Annotated in this window: 19 protein-coding genes and 1 pseudogene; 8 read left to right on the top strand and 12 right to left on the bottom strand. The window is 67.6% G+C overall.

The features are described 5' to 3' along the window. The 3 genes from BR31_RS29040 to BR31_RS0117205 form a co-directional block, all read left to right on the top strand. On the top strand, window positions 1-418 hold a 418-nt coding region (locus BR31_RS29040), incomplete at its 5' end, for an MspA family porin (RefSeq protein WP_037177057.1). 69 nt (window positions 419-487) lie between these two features. Beyond that, window positions 488-988: an Rv2732c family membrane protein gene (locus BR31_RS0117210; RefSeq protein WP_027502061.1), complete on the top strand. Its 501-nt coding sequence runs from the start codon at window positions 488-490 to the stop codon at window positions 986-988. Window positions 989-1,093: 105 nt separating this feature from the next. Continuing rightward, window positions 1,094-2,701, top strand: coding sequence for an AMP-binding protein (locus BR31_RS0117205; protein ID WP_027502060.1), 1,608 nt, complete (start codon window positions 1,094-1,096; stop codon window positions 2,699-2,701). Here BR31_RS0117205 and BR31_RS32300 read toward each other — a convergent pair. Further along, a complete protein-coding gene (locus BR31_RS32300; protein ID WP_156042527.1) occupies window positions 2,696-2,857 on the bottom strand; it encodes a hypothetical protein in 162 nt (53 codons plus the stop codon). The genes BR31_RS0117205 and BR31_RS32300 overlap by 6 nt on opposite strands. Between BR31_RS32300 and BR31_RS0117200 the strand changes: the two genes are divergently transcribed. Next, window positions 2,850-3,266, top strand: a complete 417-nt coding sequence (locus BR31_RS0117200) for a DoxX family protein (protein WP_027502059.1) — start codon at window positions 2,850-2,852, stop codon at window positions 3,264-3,266. The genes BR31_RS32300 and BR31_RS0117200 overlap by 8 nt on opposite strands. Window positions 3,267-3,280: 14 nt before the next feature. Here the strand turns inward: BR31_RS0117200 and BR31_RS0117195 are convergent, their stop codons facing one another. From BR31_RS0117195 to BR31_RS0117175, 5 genes are all read right to left on the bottom strand, one after another. Further along, window positions 3,281-4,258 carry an NAD(P)H-quinone oxidoreductase gene (locus tag BR31_RS0117195; protein WP_027502058.1) on the bottom strand — a complete coding sequence of 326 codons (978 nt, stop codon included), beginning with the start codon at window positions 4,256-4,258 and terminating at the stop codon, window positions 3,281-3,283. 98 nt (window positions 4,259-4,356) lie between these two features. Then, complete coding sequence (locus BR31_RS0117190; RefSeq protein ID WP_027502057.1) at window positions 4,357-4,743, bottom strand: nuclear transport factor 2 family protein; 387 nt, start codon at window positions 4,741-4,743, stop codon at window positions 4,357-4,359. Then, a complete protein-coding gene (locus tag BR31_RS0117185; RefSeq protein WP_027502056.1) occupies window positions 4,736-6,169 on the bottom strand; it encodes an ATP-binding protein in 1,434 nt (477 codons plus the stop codon). Before BR31_RS0117185 ends, BR31_RS0117190 begins: the two co-directional genes overlap by 8 nt. Continuing rightward, window positions 6,166-7,824: an NAD(P)/FAD-dependent oxidoreductase gene (locus BR31_RS0117180; protein WP_027502055.1), complete on the bottom strand. Its 1,659-nt coding sequence runs from the start codon at window positions 7,822-7,824 to the stop codon at window positions 6,166-6,168. The genes BR31_RS0117185 and BR31_RS0117180 overlap by 4 nt, the downstream gene beginning before the upstream one ends. 71 nt (window positions 7,825-7,895) lie before the next feature. Next, on the bottom strand, window positions 7,896-9,494 hold the full coding sequence (locus tag BR31_RS0117175) for a Na+/H+ antiporter (RefSeq protein WP_027502054.1): 1,599 nt from the start codon (window positions 9,492-9,494) through the stop codon (window positions 7,896-7,898). A 66-nt stretch (window positions 9,495-9,560) separates the two neighbouring features. On the opposite strand from BR31_RS0117175, the gene BR31_RS0117170 reads away from it, so the two are divergent. Continuing rightward, entirely contained in the window at window positions 9,561-9,890 is a 330-nt protein-coding gene (locus BR31_RS0117170; RefSeq protein WP_027502053.1) for a UBP-type zinc finger domain-containing protein, read from the top strand. 107 nt (window positions 9,891-9,997) lie between these two features. Continuing rightward, window positions 9,998-10,477, top strand: a complete 480-nt coding sequence (locus BR31_RS29035) for an SRPBCC family protein (protein WP_037177024.1) — start codon at window positions 9,998-10,000, stop codon at window positions 10,475-10,477. 15 nt (window positions 10,478-10,492) lie between these two features. On the opposite strand, the gene BR31_RS0117160 is transcribed toward BR31_RS29035, so the two are convergent. Beyond that, window positions 10,493-11,101, bottom strand: a complete 609-nt coding sequence (locus BR31_RS0117160) for a VOC family protein (RefSeq protein WP_197023643.1) — start codon at window positions 11,099-11,101, stop codon at window positions 10,493-10,495. A gap of 410 nt (window positions 11,102-11,511) precedes the next feature. Between BR31_RS0117160 and BR31_RS0117155 the strand changes: the two genes are divergently transcribed. Further along, the gene (locus BR31_RS0117155; RefSeq protein ID WP_231496531.1) at window positions 11,512-12,507 is read left to right on the top strand and encodes an alcohol dehydrogenase catalytic domain-containing protein; all 996 of its coding nucleotides are present in this window, start codon (window positions 11,512-11,514) and stop codon (window positions 12,505-12,507) included. A 229-nt stretch (window positions 12,508-12,736) separates the two neighbouring features. Here BR31_RS0117155 and BR31_RS0117150 read toward each other — a convergent pair whose 3' ends face one another. Next, on the bottom strand, window positions 12,737-13,360 hold the full coding sequence (locus BR31_RS0117150) for a TetR/AcrR family transcriptional regulator (RefSeq protein WP_027502050.1): 624 nt from the start codon (window positions 13,358-13,360) through the stop codon (window positions 12,737-12,739). A 104-nt stretch (window positions 13,361-13,464) separates the two neighbouring features. Between BR31_RS0117150 and BR31_RS29030 the strand changes: the two genes are divergently transcribed. Next, the gene (locus tag BR31_RS29030) at window positions 13,465-14,382 is read left to right on the top strand and encodes an alpha/beta fold hydrolase (RefSeq protein ID WP_051637515.1); all 918 of its coding nucleotides are present in this window, start codon (window positions 13,465-13,467) and stop codon (window positions 14,380-14,382) included. On the opposite strand, the pseudogene BR31_RS32605 reads toward BR31_RS29030, so the two are convergent. From BR31_RS32605 to BR31_RS29015, 4 genes and pseudogenes are all read right to left on the bottom strand, one after another. After that, window positions 14,383-15,428: pseudogene (locus BR31_RS32605) on the bottom strand (IS110 family transposase). Between the two features lie 287 nt (window positions 15,429-15,715). Beyond that, a complete protein-coding gene (locus BR31_RS29025) occupies window positions 15,716-16,555 on the bottom strand; it encodes an alpha/beta fold hydrolase (protein WP_051637514.1) in 840 nt (279 codons plus the stop codon). A 13-nt stretch (window positions 16,556-16,568) separates the two neighbouring features. After that, complete coding sequence (locus BR31_RS29020) at window positions 16,569-18,770, bottom strand: heavy metal translocating P-type ATPase (protein WP_051637513.1); 2,202 nt, start codon at window positions 18,768-18,770, stop codon at window positions 16,569-16,571. Next, the gene (locus BR31_RS29015; RefSeq protein WP_037177020.1) at window positions 18,763-19,158 is read right to left on the bottom strand and encodes an ArsR/SmtB family transcription factor; all 396 of its coding nucleotides are present in this window, start codon (window positions 19,156-19,158) and stop codon (window positions 18,763-18,765) included. The genes BR31_RS29020 and BR31_RS29015 overlap by 8 nt, the downstream gene beginning before the upstream one ends. Window positions 19,159-19,287: the final 129 nt, after the last annotated feature.

Here is a 19,287-nt window from a genome sequence, read left to right as displayed (position 1 = left end):
GGTCGAACTGTCCGGCGCCAACGCGGACGGCGGCAAGATCGAGCCCGGCTACGTGGTGGCCTGCCAGCTGACCCTCGGCGGCAAGGGTGGCGCCGACACCGGGATGTCCTCCAACTGGGAGGGCGAGAGTGTCAAGCAGACCGCCAAGAGCGCGGGCAACCTGTCCATCGCTCCCGGCCAGGCCAAGAACGTCAAGCTCCTCGATCTCGAGAAGGCCGACGACTTCGGTGGCGAGTCGCACTCCGGTGCCAACAGCTTCAAGGGCAAGAGCGGCAGCGTGACGTGGGCCGACTCCACCATCGGTGTCGAGGGCTGCGCCGGCTACGCGCAGGCCCGCTCCTATGTGAAGGTCACCGCCAGCACCAAGAATGTCAGCAGCACCGTCACCTTGTGGGGCCAGCCGTTCAGCATCGGCTGATCCGATGAGTCGGGGCGGCCCACCATCGCTGGTGGGTCGCCTCGCCCGTTTCGATCCAAGGAGGACGTCGTGACCGACGATCTGTCCGACTACCGTGCCGACTTCCTCGAGATCGAGAACCGAGTCACCCGGGAGTTCGTCGCCGGGTGGCGCCGCCCGGCGATCACTGCGGTGGTTCTCGTTCTGACGGTCGGCCTCGCGCTACCGCACGCGGGGTCGCTGCCTGCGTGGGCCGTACTCGTGGGAGGGCCGAACCCGGATCACACGGCGACGCCTGCACCACTGCGGCTGTTCATCGTGTTCGTCGTGATCTTCGGGATCGTCGCCTCGATGCTGGGCACCTGGTCGCGCCGGTGGGCGGTCGCCCAGATAGCGGTGATGGGAACGGGGGTGGGGACGGTGATCGGGCTGCTCGGCTACTGGTCACAACAGAGCCTGCCGCCCGGAATCCGCCCAACCGGAGTCGAATACGGGCTGATCCTCACGTGGGCGGGGATGGCTGCCCTCACCGCGCTGTGGGTCCCGGTGGTTCTCAGTCGCGCGAACATCATGCAGGCGGAGCGTCGCTGAGCACGGCTCACGGTGCTTTGGCCCGTTTTGGCCCGCCCTGCTGGAACGTGTTCTAGGTTCAGGTCATCGGCCTCGACCTCGCGGCCCGGCCAGGAAGGAATGACGATGCAGTTCAACCTCGCGGACATTTTCGAGACGGTCGCCTCCGCGGTACCCGATCGCATCGCGCTGACCTACGAGGACGAGAACCTCACCTACGCCCAGTTGGACGCCGAGGCCAACAGGACCGCGGGCCTGCTCGCGCAGGCAGGCATTACTCCAGGCGACCACGTGGCGCTGTTCCTGAAGAACAGCATCGAGCACGTCACCAGCATCCTGGGGCTGATCAAGATCCGTGCGGTGCCGATCAATGTCAACTACCGGTACACACCGGCCGAACTCGAGTACATCTTCGTCAACTCGGACTCGGTTGCGGTGATCGTCGAACTCCCCGAGCATCAGCGGGTTCTCGCGTCGCTCCTCGACAGTTGCCCGATGGTTCGAACGGTGTTCGTGGTGGGGGAGACCGTCGACGAGCTGCGCGCCGCCGCCGAAGCACGCGCGGTGTCCGTGATCGCGTTCTCCGGGGCTGGTGAGCTGCCACCCGTCGCGGAATTCGCCCCGCGCACGGGGGACGACCTCTACGTGCTCTACACGGGTGGAACCACCGGATACCCCAAGGGCGTCATGTGGCGGCACGACGACTTCTTCCGCAAGCCGCTCTCCGGCGGAAACCCGTACGGCGAAGAGACGAGACGGGATCTCGCCGAAGTCGCCGCTGCGGCAAAGGAGTTCCCCGAGCTCTCCTTCCTGATCGCGGCGCCCCTGATGCACGGTGCCGCGCTGTACTCGCTGTTCACCTTCTTCACCCTCGGCGCCCGTGTCGTCCTGCGGCGTGATTTCGACCCGAAGCAGGTCGTCGAAGCGATCGAGAAGGACTCGGTGCAGGTGATCCTGATCGTCGGCGACGGCATGGGCCTGCCGTTGGTCGACGAGATGGAGCGCAGGCAGGGCGAGGTCGATCTCAGTTCGCTCTTCTCGATCACCTCAGGCGGCGCGATCTGGTCGACCAGCGTTCGGGATCGCATGCTCGCGGTCAAGCCGGACCTGCTGCTGCGGGACAACTTCGGCGCGTCGGAATCGGGCAACGACGGCGCATTCACCATCGACGAGGCCGGCAATCTGCGCATGCCTCCCTCGCCCAACATGATCCTGGTCGACGAGAGGCTGAACGAGATCGAGCCGGGCTCGGAGGAGATCGGTTACATCGCGCGTATCGGCAACGTCCCCCTCGGCTACTACAAGGACGAGGAGAAGACCGCCCGGACGTTCCCGACGCGCGGCGACGGCACCCGTCTGTCGGTGCTCGGCGACATGGGCAGGGTGGAAGCGGACGGCACCATCGTCTTCCTGGGCCGCGGCTCGCAGTGCATCAACACCGGCGGTGAGAAGGTCTTCGCCGAGGAGGTCGAGGCCGCCCTCCACGCACACCCGTCGATCGTCGATGCGCTCGTCGTGCCCGCACCCGACCAGCGCATGGGCCAGCAGGTCGCAGCGGTGATCGCGACCTACCCCGACTCACCCGAGTTGACCCTCGCCGACGTCCAGGAGCACTGCCGCAAGACCTTGGCCGGCTACAAGATCCCGCGTTCGATCGTGCTGGTCGAGGAGGTCAAGCGAACCCCAGCCGGGAAGGCGGACTACCGCTGGGCGACGTCGATGGCGTCCTCATAGCGCCGGTCCTCGACCGGTGAGTGACGGTTCGCCGACCAGTTCGACCTCGCATTCGGCACGGACGCGGTGTCGCAAGGCGAGATACTGGACAGCATCGAGTTCCACGGCACCAAGGTGATGCCCGGCAATCACCACTTGGAGGTAGGCAATGGACATCGTCGTTCTCATCGGTCGGATTCTCTTCTCCGTGTTGTTCCTCTCATCCGCTGTTGGCCACCTGACCCAGTCCAAGGCCATGGCGCAATACGCCGCGAGCAAGGGCGTGCCCATGGCGCAGCTCTCCGTCCTGGCCTCTGGTGTGCTCCTGGTCGTTGGCGCGCTGAGCGTGCTCCTCGGCGTCTGGGCCGATCTCGGCTCCCTCCTTCTGGTGGCCTTCCTCGTCCCGACCGCGGCGCTCATGCACAACTTCTGGACCGAATCCGACCCGCAGGCCCGGCAGATGGAGATGGTCCAGTTCAACAAGGACATCGCGTTGGCCGGTGCGGCGCTGATGCTGTTCGCCTTCTTCGCCCACACCGGCGATCTCGGGTTGACCATCACCGGGCCGTTGTTCTCGCTCTCCTGATCTGGCGCGGATGGTCACGGGGTGACGAGGACGACCTTGCCGAAGGCTCGTCCGCTGTGAAGGAATTCGTGCGCCTCGGCGGCCAGTGGCATGGGGAGGACGGTGTCGATCACCGGGGCGATCACGCCCTGCTCGATCAGCGGCCACATGTACTCGAGGACCCGGGCGACGATGGCGGCCTTTTGGTCGGGCGGTCGGGACCGCAATGAGGTTGTCGCGACGCTGGCACGCTTGCTGAACAGCAGCCCGAGGTCGAGTTCGGTGGGTGCGAGGGTGCCGCCGATGATGACGAGATGTCCGTCAGGTCCGAGACATTCGATGTTCTCGCGCAGAAACGGCGCGCCGGCGATGTCGAGGATCGCATCGACGCCGCGGCCGCCGGTGGCGTCGAGGGCCCGGGTCACGAAATCGTCGGTTCGGTAGTCGACGGCGACGTCGGCGCCGAGGCGCATGACTCGGTCGAGCTTGGCGTGGGTTCCGACGGTGGTGATCACACGGGCGCCGGACACCTTGGCCCATTGGACGGCCATTGTCCCGATGCCGCTGCCTCCGCCGTGCACGAGTACCCATTGGCCGGCGCGCAGGTGGGCCTTGAGCGTGAGGTTGGCGTACACCGTGCAGCACGCCTCGGGCAGGGCCGCCGCCTGCGGAAAGTCCAGGCCGCGAGGGATGGGAAGCAGCTGGCGTGCCGGCACCACGGCCTGCTCGGCGTACCCTCCGCCGCCCAGTAGTGCGCAGACACGGTCGCCCTTCGACCAGCCGATCACCCGGTCACCGACCCAGCTGATCGTTCCGGCGCACTCGAGGCCGAGAACGTGGGGTGCCCCGGTCGGGACCGGATATCGGCCTTCGCGTTGGAGGAGGTCGGCGTTGTTGATCCCGGCGGCGCGGACGTCGATCACGACGTCGGACGGCGACGGCTCGGCGAGTGTCGTCTCCCTCCACGTCAGCACACCGGGAGGCCCCGGTTCGTCGAAGTCGATTCCTCGCATGTATCTACTGTCGACCAACCCGACCGGCAGGTCGAGCACATAGTTGTCTCGGTGGCCCGGTCTGCCTCGCCGCGGGGCGAGCGCTCCCGAGTGTCGGCTCAGCGGGGTGACTTGGTTATCACTGTGAACAGCTGCGCGATCACGTCGTCCTCGACGATCGCGACGTCATACCCCGAGATCAGTGGCTCACGCGATCCGGCGCCCGCTCGATCGAGCGGGACAACGTCAAAGGCCAGAAGGCCCAGGTTGGCGGTCTGGTGGACCGAACCGGACTGGGTGAACGTCAAGCCCGACAGCGGACCGTCGAGCAGTTCCTGCGCCTTCTCGTGCAGTCGGTCTCGGCCGACGACCGTCTCCTCGGGGTCCGACCAGCGCACGTCGGGGGCATAGTTTCGGCGGACAACCGTGAGGCGCCGCTGCGGGTCACGTTCGTTGAACACCGCCAGGAGGTTCTCCTCCATCAATCGAACGATGGTCTCACTCATCGTGATCGCCCTCCTGGCCGGCCAGCGGAATGCGGACCACGAACTCGGTGTGTCCGGGCCGTGACTCCACGCGGATGTCGCCCCGGTGCTTGTCGACGATCCGCCACGAGATGTCGAGGCCGAGCCCGGTGCCTTCCCCGACCGGTTTCGTCGTGAAGAACGGCTCGAAGATGCGGTCACGGACCTCGTCCGAAATGCCCGATCCGGTGTCCCCGATGGCCACGGCCAGGCAGCCGCCGTCCCGGTAGGTGCGAATGGTGAGGGTGCCGCGGCCGTCCATGGCGCCGACCGCGTTGTCGATGAGGTTGGTCCAGACCTGATTGAGCTCGGCCGCGTGCACGGAGATGCGGGGCAGTGCGCGGTCGTAGTCCTTGACCACGTCGATGTCGGGCCCGATCTTCCTGCTGAGCATCACCAGTGTGCTGTCGAGCAGTTCGTGCACGTCCGAGATCTGGAAGGGCGCGCGGTCCATCTGCGAGTACTGTTTGGCGGCGCCGACGAGCGAGGAGATCCTCCTGGTGGAGTCCGAGATCTCGTTCATCAACAGCTCGGTCTCGATGGTGTAGTTCAGCCAGGCGACGGCGCCAGTGAGGATGGACGGCGAGGTCGCGGCCGCCACCCGCTCGAGCCAGGCGACGTCGAGACCGGCCTGCACGAAGTTCGGCGCCAGGTTCCATCCGCCGGCGATGCCGTGGTCCTCGAGCCAGTCGCCGATCGCCTCTTCGCGATCCGATTCCTCGAGCGGGCTCAGCGTCGGCGCCTCCGTGACCAGTCCCACTGCCTCCTCCTGGATCTCGATGAGCGCGTGGAGAGTGGCGGGTTCGTAGGCCCCCGAGGCGATCATCCCGAGTTTGTGCCGCATGCCTGCGACCCGGCTCCGCAGCGAGGCCGTGGCCCGGACCGCGGCGGCGGCGGGGTTGTTGAGCTCGTGCGTGAGTCCGGCGGACAGGGATCCGAGCGCGAGCAGCCGCTCCCGTTGGTCGAGGATCTCGCGGGAGTTCTGGTTGCCGAAGAACAGCCCCTCCAGCAGATGGAGGGCCATCGGGAACCAGTCCGCCATGAAGCGGGCGAAGTCGCCGGCGTCCAGGACGAAGAAGGTGGAGCGCTCGGGCACCGTCATCGATCCGTTGTAGAGCTGCGGCACCCGGTCGCCCATGTATGCGGTCCACGCGCCCGCATACGACCCGCGGTGCGAGGTGCGCACCAGTTCCACCTCGGTGCCGCCCGAGAGTTTCGTGAGCACCACCGTGCCCTCGACGAGCACGTAGAAGCAGGTGGCCGGGTCGCCCTCCCGGTACACCGGGCCCGGCTCGATCACCTCGATTCGCCCGGCGCTGCTCAGCTGCTCGAGTTGAGCGTCGTCGAGCTTCTCGAACAGGAACAGCGTCCGCAGTTCGCTCGGCGTGAGGGTCGGTCCGGGATTCACGGCTTGGCCAGGTATCTGTGCACGAGCATCACGGCCATTGCTCCCTCTCCCACCGCGGACGCGACCCGTTTCGCGGAGTCCGAGCGCACGTCCCCGGCCGCGAAGACCCCGGGGACACTGGTCTCCAGATGCTGGGGCATGCGCTCGAGCTCCCAGCCGCGCGGCCGTTTGCCGTCGACCACCAGGTCCGGACCCGAGACGACGTACCCGTGGTCGTCGCGCACCACGACACCGTCGAGCCAGTCGGTGCGTGGCGCCGCACCGATGAACAGGAAGAGCCAGTGCGCGTCGACGGTCGACGTACGACCCGTTGTGTTGTCGCGCAACGTGATCCGCTCCAGATGATCGTCCCCCTCGACGCCGACCACCTCGGAGCACGCCAGGACCACGATCTTCGGGTTCTGTCTGATCTGCTGGATCAGGTAGTGCGACATGGAATCGTCCAGCGAGCGGGCCCGCACCACGATGGTCACCGAACGCGCACCCCTCGCGAGGTAGACCGCGGCCTGCCCGGCCGAGTTCGCGCCGCCGACGATGTACACGTCCTGGTCGCTGCACCGCGCGGCCTCCGTCACCGCGGATCCGTAATACACTCCGCGGCCGGTGAACTCGTCCAGCCCGGGGGCCGACAGCTGCTGGTAGGAGACCCCGGTCGCCAGGATGACGGTGTGCGCGTCGAGCGAGGCGCCGTCGGCGAAGCGGACCGTGCGCGCGGACCCGTTCACCTCCAACGCGACGACGTCCCGCGTGGTGATGACCTCCGCGCCGAACTTGGCCGCCTGCCTGCGGGCCCGGTCGGCCAGTTGAGCCCCGGACAGTCCATCCGGGAATCCCAGGTAGTTCTCGATCCGGGAGCTCTGTCCGGCCTGCCCGCCGGTGGCGGTGCGTTCGACGAGGACGGTGCGTAGCCCTTCGGACGCCCCGTACACGGCCGCACCGAGCCCGGCAGGCCCGCCGCCGATGACGACGAGGTCGTAGAAGTCCGATGCGGGGGTGGTGGCGAGTCCGACGTGGTGCGCCAACTCCGAGTCGTTCGGCTCCACCAGGGCGTGTCCGTCGCAGGTGATCACCACCGGCAGCCGCATGCCGTCGGCCCCCGCGGCCTCGAGCAGACGCTGCCCCTCCGGTTCGTCGGACATGTACCACCGGTACGGGAGCTGGTTGCGCGCCAGGAACTCACGCACCTCCGAGGACCGCGCCGACCACCGGTGCCCGACCACCTTCGTCTCGGTCACCGGCTTGCGATCGGAGGTCACCCAGGCGTCGAGCAGGGCGTCGAGCACCGGGTACAGCTTCTCCTCGGGCGGATCCCACGGCTTGAGCAGGTAATGGTCGAGATCGACGACGTTGATCGCGTCGATCGCGGCATCGGTGTCGGCGTATGCGGTGAGCAGCACCCGCTTCGCCGCGGGATACAGGTCCATGCCCTGTTCGAGGAACTCGATGCCGCTCATGCCGGGCATCCGGTAGTCGGCGAGCAGGACCGCGACCGGGTCGCCGCGCAGCTTCATCTCCTTGAGCGCGGCCAGGGCGTCGTCGCCGGACTGTGCCCGGATGATCCTGTACTTCTCGCCGTAGTTGCGGCGTAGGTCCCTGACGATGGCGCGGGACACGCTCGGATCGTCATCGACGCTCAGAATTGCCGGCTGTACCATCGGTCTCCCATTCGCGGCTGCCGTTCGCCAAGCCGCCTTCCAGTATGCCGCCCGGGGCGGGCGACGGGGTTCTACTCCCTGTTCAGGGTTGCCTCCTCGAGGTCGAGTTCGCGCAGCACCTGTCGCAGTACCTCGTCGTCGATTCGTCCGTTGTCACGCTCTGCGATGAAGACGCCTCGTTCTGTGTCCAGCATCTGCAGGCGCAGCGCGCGGAACGCGGCGGACGGGCTCTCGCCCAGTTCGGCCTCACTGCGACCGAGCCGCTCCCATGCCGCGTGGGCGCGGTGCTCGCTCCAGGTACGCAGGATCTCCGCGGCCCGCCGACGGACGGCAGCGGGGTCCCCGTCGGCGTTTGCGACCAGGCTGTCGAGCACCTCCGTTGCGGCCCGTGCGGCCTTGTCCTGCGCGGCAGCGAGCGCGATCGCGTCCTTGCGGCGTTCCTCCTCGTCGCCGACCCCGAGACGGGTGATCAGCCAGGGCAGGGTCAGTCCGTGCAGGAGAAGGGTGCCGACCACGACGACGAAGGTGATGAACAGGATCATCTCCCGCTCGGGGAAGGGGGCGCCCGAGCTGACGGTCAGCGGGATAGCGAAGGCGGCGGCGAGCGAGACCACACCGCGCATGCCGGACCAGGCGAGGACGAACACCGCCCGGAGCGTCGGCGCAGGCTCCCGCTCGCGGATTCGCTTGGACAACAAACGCGGGAGGAAGGCCGCGGGGAAGACCCACAGGAGCCGGACGGCGATCACAGCGACGAGCACGGCAGCCGAGGCGCCGAAGACTTCGGCCACACTGCGGCCGTGGAGCCCCTGCACGACGCCCGGCAGCTGCAGTCCGATCAGCAGGAAGACGAACGATTCCAGGACGACGTCGACGGCCTTCCAGACCGCGGTGTCCTGCAGGCGGGTCGCGTATCCGGCACGGGTCGCGCGCTGACCCAGATACAGGCCGGCGACGACGACCGCGATCACCCCGGAACTGTGCACCTCCTCGGCCACCAGGTACGCGACGAAGGGGACGAGGAGCCCGATTCCGCTCTCCATCACCGGATCCGAGAGCCGCGAACGAATCGCGGCGACGACGATCCCCACCCCGATGCCGATCAGCGCGCCGCCGATCGCCGCACCGAGGAAGGTGCGCACCCCCTCCATCAGGGTCACGCCGGTGCCGACCGCTGCGGCGAGTGCGACACGGTACGCGGTCAGCGCGGTCGCGTCGTTGAGCAGGCTCTCGCCACCGAGCAGTGTCATGATCCGCCGGGGCAGGCCGAGGCGTCGTCCGATCGCGCTGGCGGACACCGCATCCGGCGGCGCCACGACCGCGCCGAGGACCAGCGCGGCGGCGAGGGGCAGTTCGGGAACGGTGAGATATGCGACCGCCCCGACGACGGCGGTGGTGGCCAGCGGCAGGCCGACCGCGAGCAGTCCGATCGGGCGCGCGTTGCGGCGCAGCGCCAGCGAGGAGCTGTCGAGCGCGGCCGAGTAGAGCAGCGGCGGCAGCACCGCGAACAGCACGAGATCTGGATCGAGTGCGGTGTCGGGAACCCCGGGGATCTGCGACCCGGCCAGTCCGACGAGGACCAGCAGCAGCGGGGCCGACCAGTTGAATCGCCGTGCGACGGCGGCGGTGAGCAGCGCCACCACCGCGACGGCGAGCAGGGCCACGTTCACGGCGGTTCTCCGTCCAGCGGTCGGGGGTGTGGATATCGCACCTTGCAGCATGCAGGATGGGAGGCGATGAAGAAGGTTCTCCGACGCGCAGCCGACCGCATTCGAGTCGGATCCCCGGGTCCGGCCACAGCTCAGGCCTGCGACGAGCTCGCGGCCGCCGCCGGACCGGACCCCGAGCCGCGCACCCCCGGACTCTGCGAGGAATGCACGGCGCTCGGCGAACAGAACTGGGCGCATCTGCGGATCTGCCTCACCTGCGGGCACGTCGGATGCTGCGACTCGAGCCCGCACCGGCACGCGACCGCGCATTTCGAGCAGACGGGGCACCCCGTCATGCGATCGCACGAGCCCGGCGAGGCGTGGCGTTGGTGCTACCGGCACGCCGAGATGGGCTGACCCTCGATCAGCCCTCTTCCGCGATGCTCGCGCGAGTGGTGTGCTGGGAGTGTCACCGCCACCGGTTCAGAACCGGAGCCGACCATCCAAGTATCGAGGAAGGCGCCATGACCACGATCCATCTCCACCAGACGACAACCGCGACGCCCGAGGAGGTCCTTGCCGGCCTGACCGACTTCGGGCCGGGCCGCGAGGAGATCTTCGGAAACAGCGCAGACAGCTACCTCAAGGTGCATCACGAAGGTCCCCATGACGCTGATGTCACGGAGGGTTCGAGCGGCATCTGGGAAACCCTGCACTACGACTGGACCGACCCACATCGCGTGGTGATGACGACCACCGACTCCAATCTGTGGGGTGGTGCCTCGGGCCACACCTACACCCTCACGCAGGAGCCAACGGGTGTGACCGACGTGGACGCCGTCGTGGTCCGCGATGGCAAGAACCTCAGGGGACGGCTGCTCGCGATGGTGCTCGGACTCTTCGGCACCCGCGTCCTGGGAAAGCAGTTCAAGAAGTCCATCGAGGCCATCGAGGCTCGCAGCGACGGCGCGAGTGGAGAGAACCCGCAGACGCACGAGGGCTGAACGCTGCAAGTGTTTTCAGCGGGTGGATCGAGCGTTCGCCTCGTCGACCATGTACTGCGCGTACCAGTCCGGCCAGTCTTGGTCGTAATGCCCGAGCTGCTCCTCGTGCTTGCCGTGCGCGGCGGCCGCGCGTCGCAGCGCCCCGGCCAGGTCTGGGGCAGAGGTATACGCCACCGGTCCGGGTGTCACTCGGCCCGGCGCGCGGGTGGTGACCTCCTGCACGAACCAGTTGTTGCCGTCCGGATCGGCGAACGACAGCCACGAGCGGTAACTGCCGCGGTCCGGGTCCGGGCCGGGTACCCGTTCGGTGGCCCCGGCGTGGTGGAAGGCCCCGCCCGCGTCGTGGAAGACCTCGCTGACCTGAACGCCACGATCAGCCAGTTCCGCCCGGGCTGCCTCGATGTCGGTCACCACGAGATGCGGGCCGTCCGCCGAGCCGGGAGCGGCCGAGGTGACGCCGACGCCGAAGATCACCGAGCACGCCGACCCCGGAGGCGTCACCTGCACCACACGGAAGTCGGTGCTGGCGGCGAAGTCGGCATCCACCCGCCACCCGAGCGTCTCGTAGAACTCCTTGGCCCTGTCCACATCGGACACTGGCAACACCACGATCTCGAGCTTCATGTCCACGGCCTCGCTCCTCCCGATTGATGTCGGTCGCGTGTCACTGCCACTGAGGTGAGTCCGCCATCAACACTCGCACCGCGCAACGTCGAAAGTCCACAACCGCTAGCGGTCCAAAGGACATGGGCAGTCGCCACACAGGGCGAATCAGCACTACCCTCGAAGGGTCCGCCGCCGTCTGCCGGTGGGCCCGCCACGACAGGACTGCACCATGGGAGTTCTGCTCGAACACACGGATGCCAGCAGCGCGACCGCGCGGGTGCGATTGCCACCGTGCGCCGCTCGATCGAGCGCATCGTCCACGCTCCCTCGCCACGGTCGCGACCGGAGTGCCACTGCCGGGCCACGTCTGATCACCGGCCGCCAGTCATAGGGGAGACATGCTCATGCCCACTATCCGATCAGTCCAGGTGGATCAACCCGATGGCGAACTGCGCCTGACCACCCGCGAGATACCCGACCCCGGCCCGGGTCAGGTGCGGGTCACCGTCGAAGCCTGCGGCATCTGCCACTCCGACGACGCGTTCGTCACCAATGCCCTACCGGGCGTGACGTTCCCCGTGACACCGGGTCATGAGATCGCCGGTCGCATCGACACGGTCGGCGATGGCGTCGCCCGTTGGCGCCCGGGCGACCGTGTGGCCGTCGGCTGGTTCGGCGGCGCGTGCCTGTACTGCGACCACTGTCGCGACGGGGACTTCATGCACTGCGAGAACCTGCAGGTGCCAGGCTGGCACTACCCGGGCGGTTTCGCCGATGCCGTGGTCGTGCCCGCCAGCGCGATCGCACGCATACCCGACGAGTTCACTGCGGTGGACGCAGGACCGATGGCCTGCGCCGGCGTGACCACCTACAACTCGCTGCGCCGGAGTTCGGCGCGCCCTGGTGACCTGGTCGCGGTCCTCGGCCTCGGCGGTCTCGGGCACCTCGGCGTCCAGTTCGCGGCGAAGATGGGTTTCGACACCGTCGCGATCGCCCGCGGCGCGGACAAGGAGCCGCTTGCCAAAGAACTGGGTGCGCGGCATTACATCGATTCCACCGCGCAGGATGTCGCCGCCGAACTACGCCGTCTTGGCGGCGCCCGCATAGTCCAAGCCACAGCGGCGAACTCCGAGGCCATGGCCGCCACGATCGACGGACTCTCCACGGACGGTGAACTGATCGTCATCGGGGCCGTGCCGACACCGATCCCGGTCAGCCCCTTCCAACTGATCTTCCAGTCCCGCTCCGTGCGCGGGCACCCGGCAGGCACCGCCCGCGACGTCGAGCGGACGCTCGACTTCGCGGCACTCACCGGCATCCGCCCGATGGTCGAACAGGTGCCGCTGACCGACGCGCCAACCGCGTACCGCCACGCCCTCAGCGGCAAGGCGCGATTCCGCGTGGTCCTGACAACCGGACTGTGACCGGACACCCACCAGATCTCGAGCCGGACGTCGGGACCGGCATCGCCGCGCGAAATCGAACGTGAGCAACGAGGGTTCCTGTGTGTGCTGTCAAGCGGGAACCGTTCGAACACTGGTCTTCGAGACTTGGCGCGGTTGCTCCGCGTTCGTCAAGTTGGGGCGCCGTTCGAACATGCCTAGCTGCCGTGGTGCGGGCCGGTCAGGGAAGTACCGTCCCGCACCACGGCGGCTAGTTCTTCACTGGATGAACCGACAATCCCTTCGCGCCTAGTACGCGGTCGAGGAGGCGGTCCAGGAGGTCTGCCGCCAACTGTGGGGTGTAGTGACCCGGGAGCATTCCTTGGGCGATTCCGCCGATGGCTGCCAGGATGAGTTCGGCGTCGAGATCTGGATCCACTGCCGACGTGAGGTGCTGAGCGCGCCGGAGCTGTTCGGCTACGACCGCCACCAGGGCGCGCGGCGCTGCCAACGTCTCTTCCGCAGTGATGCCATTTCCGGAGATCGACGCCGTATTGAAGGCGCCGAGGACAATCGCTTCTTCACGGCGAGGTTCGTCTAGGGGAAGCAGTTCGTTCAGCAGGGCACTGATGGCCTCTCGCGGCGTCGCGGCATCGCCGAGCGCGTCCCACCGCTGCATGAATCGGGCGGCGGCACTTTCCATGACCGAGCGATGGGTCGCGAGGAGAAATTCCCTCTTGGTGCCGAAGTAGTACTGGACGAGCCTGACCGAGATCCCGGCTTGGGCGGCAACGGACTGAAAAGTCACCGCTTCCAGACCGCCGTCAACGATGACCCGTCGCACAGCGCTGGTGATCTCACGACGCCTCACTTCATGGTCGACCAATCGTGGCACGAGAACCGTTACCTCTCTGTCGCGCCGAACTTCCCAGCCTTGATGGTACGCACGTACCTTAAAAGTGATACGTTCATACCATCAAACCAACGAGAGGGAGGCACATGCCGAAGATCGGGCGGTTCAAGAACGACGCGTCACACGAGGCCCACGATCGTGCGTACCAGGCGATGGAAGCGCTGTGGCCGATTCCATCGACACAGTTGGACGTCCCGACATCGTTCGGGTCCACGCACGTCCGGCGGTCCGGTTCCGGCGACAAGACACCGATAGTCCTGCTGCACTCAGTTGGGGCGAACAGTCTCCAATGGCACTTCGTCGTCGAGGACCTCAGCCGAGACCGGGTCGTGTACGCGCTGGACACGATCGGGACCGCAGGCCGGAGCGTGCAAACCGCTCCGCTGACCAGCGAATCGGACTTCGCCACCTGGATCGGCGACGTGCTGAACGAACTCGGCCTCGACCGCGTTCACCTGGTCGGCTACTCACACGGGGCGTGGCACGCCGTTCTCATGGCTCTCCACGCGCCGGAGCGGTTGGAAAGTGTGACGCTCATCGAGCCCGGCGGCGTGTTCGACAAGCCGTCGTGGGGTGTGCTGTTCAAGATGATTCGCTTCGGTATGCGCCGCACCGACGAGAACATGCGGAAGATGAATGAATGGATGACGCCGGGCTACGACATTCCCGAGTCGCAATTCGTTTGCGCGAAAGAAGCATTGAACTACCGGCCCGGGATCGGCTGGGCGAGGGTGCTCAAGGATGCTGAGGTGCGATCCATCGCGGTTCCCGTGCTGGTGATCTACGGCGCCGAGACCATCGTCGCCACACCCGAGCTCGCTGCCGCACGTGTCGCCGAGCTCCTGCCTCGAGCGGAGATCCAGGTCTACCCGGGCACCGGGCACGGCATCCTCGGACAGATTCCTGACCGAGTGATTCCCCGGATCCTGCAGTTCATTCAGAACAACGATCATTCGAGCGAATCGAACATCGGCCGTGCGGATCGGAGGAACTCGGCCTCCTGATCAGGCTATTGCTACCTGAAGCCGCTGCTCGGCGTCGCAGCGCATGGTCCGCCAGAGGCGTTTGGCGACTTGTCGTTTGAGGCAGCGGATGGCCTCACGAGTCGTCTTTCCTTCGGCCATTTTCCGCTGGTGGTAGGTGTTTCCGTCGCTGCTGGGTATTCGGGCCTGGGTGACGGCCACGATGTGGATGGCGGCGTTCAGGGAGCGGTCGCCGCTGCGCGAGAGCCGATGGCGTTGCTTGTCTGCGCTGGCGACCTCGACGGGCGCAGTCCCGGTGTAGCTGGCGTAGGCGGCCTCGTTGACGAATCGGGTGGGGTTGCCCGGTGCGGGCGAGGATCCGGGCCGCGGTCACGGTTCCGACGCCGGGGATCTTCGGTAGCTGGGTGCCGCAGGCGGCGCGTTCGGTCTTGATGCGGGTGGTGAGGTCGTCGATCTGGAAGCGGATTCGTCGCAGGTCGCCGACGATCTCGAGTGCGATTCTCGTGCGCATCGCGTCTGCTGAGGTCTCTGGTCTTAGCCCTTTGAACTGTGTGGCGGCGTCCTCGGTGGCGAAGTTCCGCTCGATCCCGCCCGGGAACAGTTCCCGCAAGACGGCGTGGAGTTGGTTGACGAGTCGGCCGTTCTGTTTGACCAGGTCGGTGCGGCGTTCGTCGAGTATCCGCAACACGTCGGTGTGTCCTTCCGGGGCGACCGGCCGGAAGTCGCCCTGGCTGAACGCGACACACGCGGCGGCGGCCGCGTCGATGCGATCGTTTCTTGCGCCGGCCGCCGCGCGAGAGTTCCCGCACCCGCGCCGTCGCGGTCGACGGAAGATCCACCACGGCCTCGCCCCGACTGATGAGCCACTGGGTCAGGTGATGGCCGAGTCCGGAGGCGTTCTCCACCGCCCAGATCCGGTCCGGCCATTGTTTCGACCATGTCATCAGCTGGGCGTAGTCGTCGAACGAGGCGTTGATCCGGATTGAGCCGAGATCGGTGTTCGTCGCCGCGTCGACCGCGGTCGCGGTGTGGGTGGACTTGTGTGGGTCGATTCCGATCACGATCACCGATGCGAACCTCCGCGTCGAGTGGATGGGGTATCCGCGGCCGGCATTCCGACTTTCAGTCACCGGGTTCGGCGGTGTTCCTGTGTTGAGCCAGGCTGCGGACGGAGACCGTGGTGAGGCAGAACCCTCTTGGAGCCAACCCTCCGGCCGGTCGAGTGGCAGGAAGCCCACGAGCCAGTCACCACGGTCTCCTGCGGCACGCTACGAACCCGCCGGTTCGAACACGAGCCGCCCCGCCATACAAGTCGGAAGCGCTGAATGAGGCTGTGGCACAGTTTCGATGCTGGTCAGCTGTGGTGCTTGTTGAGGAACTCGACAACTCGGGGAACGACATGCTGAGCATGCGTCATCACGCCGCCATGCCCAGCGTCGGGGATCACGCAGAGCTCGGCGCCCGGAATCTGATCCACTGCCGATTGCGCTTGGGTTGGCCCGACGAGCGGATCGAACTCGAACGCGACTGCCAGGACCGGCACGTCGATGTGTTGGAGCCGATCCATGCGCCCCTCATCGCGGAGCCAGGCATGGGATGCACGCGCTTGGGCCACCTCGCCGTCGCTCGATGTCCATTGGGCACTCTGGTATGCGGACATGGTTGCCCACTGGTCGACCAGTGGATCTGCCGTGGCCAAGGCCGTCGGTGGCAGCGCGGTGAGGAGGGTTTGCATCGTCATGACCTCAGTGGGGAGTGTGCCGAGGCGATCTATCAGCGCGGCTTCGCAGTTCACGACGGAGTGAAGCAGCGATGTCGTCGGTCCAGGACCTGCGATGAGGACTCCGGCTGAGAACTGATGCGGACTTGTCGACAGCAGGTGCTCGATGGTGAAGCTGCCCAGGGAGTAGCCGACCAACGCTGGTGGCCGATCGAGATCCAGGATGTCGATGAGGGACGTGAGGTCCTCGGCCAGGTCTGCGATGGTGCAATGGGCTGACGGAGCGTCGCTTGGGGCAACGCCTCGAGATGCGTAGGCGATGACATCGAAACCACCGTCGGCGAGGGCAGCAGTCATCCCTGCAACGTCCCAGGCGATGGGAGGCATCCCTGTCCCGCCGACCAGGATGACCGGTGGGCCTTCGCCTCGGCGATCTACCCCGAGCTGGATTCGTCCGGTATCGATCAATTCCATGGTCGGGATTCAATCACCGAAATCCTGATAGCTGTGAAGGACCCGAAATACGTTCGCCGGGTTTCCGGTGCGCTGCGGACGGCGGGGAGAGCTCCTCCTCGGGGCAGCAATCGCATCCGTTGGATTCGGTCGGCGCCTGCGGGCGCGGCATCGCAATCGGTAGGTCGGTCACCACACCGGCTGCTTCGGATCGACTGTTGGCGGACCTCGATGACGCCGGCTGCGCGGGTGGGCAGCAGGCATCGCTGAGGGCGTGCACCGCGGGGGCGACGCTCACGTGGACCGGCCCTGCGGTGGCGGGTGCGCTGGTGAGTCCGGGCAGGGTGGAGGAGCGGGCGGCGCGGATGGCGTTGGCGATCACGAGGACCTCGGCGAACTCGTGGATGAACACCACCGTGGCGAGACCGAGCACACCGGTGGCGGCCAGGGGTATCAGCACGGTGATGATCGCGAGCGAGAATCCGATGTTCTGCACCATGATTCGGCGGGCGCGGCGGGCGTGGGCGAGGACCTGAGGCAGGTGACGCAGATCCTCACCCATCAATGCGACGTCGGCGGTCTCGATCGCGACATCGGTGCCCATCGCCCCCATCGCGATCCCGACGTCGGCGGTGGCGAGGGCCGGAGCGTCGTTGATGCCGTCGCCGACCATCGCGACCCGGCGGCCATCCGCGAGGACCGGCAGCAGGTTCGCCTTGTCCTCGGGGAGTAGTTCGGCGTGAACGGTGATGATGCCTGCGTCGGCGGCCAGGGCGTGGGCGGTGCGCTGGTTGTCGCCGGTGAGCATGGCGACGTCGACGCCGAGGTGGCGCAGCCGGTCGACGGCCTCGGGGGCTTCGGGGCGCAGCTCGTCGCGGACGGCGATTGCCCCGAGCGCCGATCCGTCGCGTTCGACGATCACCACCGTGGCGCCCGCCTCCTGCAGCCCGGCGACGTCCGCGGCCAGTGCGCCGGCGTCGATCCATCCGGGCTTGCCCAGACGCAGCGCGCTGCCGTCGAGGGTTCCGGTCAGCCCGTGGCCGGGCACCGCGGTGACATCGGAGGCGGGGGTCACGGGCAGCGTGGCGGCGGCGAGGATCGCGGCGGCCAGGGGGTGCTCGCTGCGCGCCTCGAGCGCAGCCGCGGCGGAGAGGATCTCGGCTTCGGAGGTGCCGGAGGCGGTGACGATGGCGACGACCTGTGGGGTGTTGCGGGTCAGGGTGCCGGTCTTGTCGAGGGCGACGACGCGGATGCGGCCGAGTTCCTCGAGTGCGGCGCCGCCCTTGATCAGGGCGCCGTGCCGGCTCGATGCCCCGATCGCGGCGACCACTGTGAGTGGGACGGAGATCGCCAGCGCGCAGGGGGAGGCCGCGACGAGCACGACGAGGGCGCGTTCGATCCACAGCATCGGGTCCCCGAACACGGATCCGATGCCGGCGACGAGTGCCGCGAGGATCATGATTGCCGGGACCAGTGGCTTGGCGATGGTGTCGGCGAGGCGCTGCCCGGCACCCTTGCGGTCCTGGGCCTCCTCGACGATGTGGACGATCCGGGCGAGGGAGCTGTCGGCCGCGACGGCGGTGACCTCGACCTCGATCGCACCGCCACCGTTGATCGCCCCGGCGTACAGCTCGTCACCTGGCCCGGCCTCCACCGGGACCGACTCGCCGGTGATCGCGGACAGGTCGAGGCTGGTGCGACCGACACGGATCACCCCGTCGGTTGCCGCGCGTTCGCCCGGGCGCAGCAGCATCCGATCGCCGAGGGCGAGGTCGTCCGGCGCCACCATCGTTTCCCTGCCGTCGCGCAGAACGGTCGCGGTGGGAGGGACCAGCGACAGCAGTGCCCGCAGACCGCGGCGGGTGCGGGTGACGGCGTAGTGCTCGAGACCCTCGGCGATGGAGAAGAGGATGCCGAGCATCGCCGCCTCGGGATACTGACCCAGGGCGACCGCACCGACAGCGGCGATCGTCATCAAGGTCCCGACCCCGACCCGGCGGTGCCGAAGATTCCTCAGGGCGCCGGGCGCGAATGTGGACGCGGCGACCACGACCGCGACGAGTTCGAGCGCCGTTGCGGCAGGGCCGATTCCGGCTCGTCCGAGGACCCACCCGGCGGCGAGCAGGACCGCGGCCGTTGCCGCGCACTGTAGCTCGCGGACGTGCCACAACCGTGCGGGACCGTGGTCGGGTTCGGCGGTGTCGGCGTGCGTCGGCCCGCAGCAGGCATCAGACATGCTCGGTCTCCACGGTGGCGGCTCGGGTGTCGGCGGAAGAACCGCCGACGACGGCGTCGACGAGGGCGCGCCCGCGGGCGGTCAGTGCGTACATCGCCAGCCGGCCCTGTCGGCGGGAGGTCACCAGGCCGGCGATCTTGAGCTGCCGCAGGTGATGCGACACGAGGTTCTGCGCCTGCCCGACGACCCATGCCATGTCGCACACGCACAACTCGTCGCCGGAGCGCAGCGCGGTGGCGATCGTCAGACGCGTGGGGTCACCGAGCGCGCGGGCAGCGGCAGCGGCCGGCTCGACGAGTGCCGCCGCCGGGAGCCCGGCCCGTATCCGCTCCGCGTGCGGGAGATCCAGACAGAGCAGGTCGCAGGTGTCCACCGTGCCATCAGTCATATCAATACACTAACGGGTGTTGATATGAACCGGAACCCGTGCCGACGTGGCCATATCAACATCCGTTAGCGTGTCGCCATGTCTCATTTGTTCTGTTCGCCCGAAGATCCTGCTTGGCCGGCGGTCGTC

The sequence above is a fragment of the Rhodococcus sp. UNC363MFTsu5.1 genome (genome assembly GCF_000686785.1).
Classification (GTDB): Bacteria; Actinomycetota; Actinomycetes; order Mycobacteriales; family Mycobacteriaceae; genus Rhodococcus_G; species Rhodococcus_G maanshanensis.
This window is presented reverse-complemented; position numbering and strand designations above follow the sequence as displayed.